This is a genomic window from Peptoniphilus sp. (assembly GCF_034090345.1).
Classification (GTDB): domain Bacteria; phylum Bacillota; class Clostridia; order Tissierellales; family Peptoniphilaceae; genus Peptoniphilus.
The window spans coordinates 1-2718 of sequence record NZ_JAXDSS010000001.1 but is presented as its reverse complement, the minus strand read 5'-3'; the positions used below and the strand labels follow the sequence as shown (position 1 = coordinate 2718).

General features: G+C 29.3%; 2 protein-coding genes and 1 pseudogene. 1 reads left to right on the top strand and 2 read right to left on the bottom strand.

Annotated elements, in window-relative coordinates; genetic code table 11:
* The coding region (locus SOR77_RS00015) for an IS30 family transposase (protein WP_320635171.1) at positions 1-639 on the top strand (639 nt) is incomplete at its 5' end.
* 70 nt (positions 640-709) lie between these two features.
* Here the strand turns inward: SOR77_RS00015 and SOR77_RS00010 are convergent.
* Both SOR77_RS00010 and SOR77_RS00005 read right to left on the bottom strand, forming a co-directional pair.
* Entirely contained in the window at positions 710-2212 is a 1503-nt protein-coding gene (locus SOR77_RS00010; RefSeq protein ID WP_320635170.1) for a transglutaminase domain-containing protein, read from the bottom strand.
* Positions 2213-2511: 299 nt separating this feature from the next.
* Positions 2512-2718: pseudogene (locus tag SOR77_RS00005) on the bottom strand (transposase); the annotation flags it as partial.

The window sequence follows — 2718 nt, the reverse complement described above, 5'->3', positions numbered from 1 at the left end:
ATAGACTTACCCCTGAAATTAAGAAGAAAAACATCTACTAAAAGAATTAGAAAAAGTAAAATAAAACTCGGAAAAAGCATAGAAGAAAGACCTTTAGAAATAGAAAACAGATCAAGCTTTGGCAATTGGGAAATAGATACAATTGTTCCAAAGAAAAATAAAGAAGAACCAGCTTTAATTACTATAACAGAAAGAAAAACAAGGATGGAAATAATACTAAAAATTGCAACAAAAAATTCATCATCAGTTAATGAAAGCTTAGAAAAATTACTATCAAAACTAGAAAACTCCACAGCAATATTCAAAAGCATAACAAGTGATAATGGATTAGAGTTTGCTAACTTAACAAAACTAGAAAATAGCTTAGTTAGAGATGTATATTATTGCCATCCAAATAACCCACAAGAAAGAGGAAGTAACGAAAAACATAATAGCCTAATAAGAAGATTCCTTCCAAAAGGAAAATCCCTATTAGACTACAATGAAAATCACTATTTAAAAATAATGAACTGGATGAATAATTTACCAAGAAAAATCCTAAATTACCGAACGCCTATAGAAGTTTTTGTAGAAGAACTAAATAAATTAGGGTTAATGGATACTGTTGGGAAAATAGTTCAATTTGATATTGCAATTTAGGTTTTTAATTTTTACAAGTTGTCTATAAGTAATTTACTTGACATATTAATAATACAGTAATATTAAAATTTCAAACCTCTCTGCTAAACAACTTTGAACCCGGATAATCTGAATACGAAGGCATAGCGCATTCCTTATTCCATAATTTTAAATACGTCCACCCATTTTTAAAATCAATTCTATTTAGGAATTCATCCGATCTTAAAAAATAAAAATAACTATAAGGTTTGTGTGAAATTTGAGCTTGGTAGTCATCATGCGATGGATCGACATGATACCATTTGCCATTAATTTTTACTTGATTCCAAGCATGGTTCACTCTTCCTTTAAATGCTTTGATTCCCATTTCATCTTCCCTATTTTTCATATTATCAAGATATGAATCTACTTTTTGAGTTAACATTGGTTTAGATATTCCTACAACCAACCTTGAATCAATGCCCATTCTTTCTGATATTCTGCCAAATAACATAGCATAACCTAAACAAACACTTTCTCCGTCAAACACTGCCGCTGGCGAAAAATGTACATCTCTTCTATTTTTATTTCTATGGAGTTGTCCAGGAACATGACCGGTATAAAAACTAACATTATCAATTACGTATTCATATATTAATTTAACTTTTTCTACATCTGTTGTGTATTCTGTAATTTTTTTATTTAGTTCATTAACAATTTCTGATATCCTTTCTTCAACTAATTTTGTTGTTTCAAGGTCTTCTCCATACATAAACCCTATTACACATTCATATACACCTTCTTGTGATGTAGGCTTTTCTCTCGCTGTAAAATTAGTTACAAATTTAACATTAACCCCTTGAATAGTTAAGTCTGTCAATCTATCTACAACTTTTTGGCATTGACCTTTTGCCCCATAAAATTTTGCAAAATTTTGATGCTCATAGATAGCTTTTGTTACATACTCTACCGCCCCATCAAAATCATTACTAAAATCTTCATCAATTCCTTTATTAGATACCTTATTTTCAAAATCAATTGGTTCCTTTAAATATTCTTCCAATTCCATTGTATCTCTAGTCTTTTTGTATCTAAAAACAATTATTTGTTCATCTTCCTCTGTCAACTTTAAATTTTGTATAGGTTCAGATTCTAGTATATATCCCTTAAAATCCAGTGCTTTTTCTTCCAAAACATCTCCTATTATTCCCATTTTTTTTATTTCATAGTCATATAAACTTTTCTTTGAATATGAATCAATATACTTTACTTGATATGTACCAATGCGCTTGTCTTCTTTTTCGTATTCAAACACAACGTCTTTAGTGTCCTCAGAAATTTCAACTACTTTTTCAGCTTCTAAAGCTTTATACCCTCCAAAATATATTGCTTTTTCAACTACTTTTTCTCCCCTGATGCCCATTTTAAAACTCTCATAACCTAGTAAATCTTCATTAGTATCTCTTAAGATATACTTAACTTTATAAGTATCTATTTGATTTATAGGCTGTGCATATACCGTATAATTGCCTAGAAAAAAAGAACCTAAAACCACTAAAGACATTATAGTTTTGTTTAAAATCCTTTTCACAGTTGTTCTCTTAAATTTTTGCATACTTAACCTCCATACATTTTTATTATAGAATATCAATTTAACTCATTATTATCAATACCAACTAATCTATTATCTGTTTATTTTATACAATAAATTTACTTTAGAATTTCCTTAATAATAAATTTCAGTTTTCATTTATTTTTTACTACGCTGAATTTCCCTCTTTATGTAAATCTTCTATCTTATTCTATTATACTTCTTTGACAGGACTTGATATGTCTCTTGTTATCAGGGTCTGCCCCAGCCAATAATGTCAACCGAGGTTACGAGTTGTAGACATTATTAGGTGAAGGTATTTCTTTGGCATACATAGATATTATTTGATTTTCTATGTTTGATATGTCTTTTTCGTATTTTTTAAGAAATTGTGGTTCAAAGGAGCCTTCTCTATCTCTTGGTATAGCTAGTTCTATATCTCCATAAGATGATTTGACGGTTTTCTTACTTGAACCATTTCTAGTGTTTAGTGATAGTGGTTTTTCTCCGTATTCGTAGTCTAGGTTTTC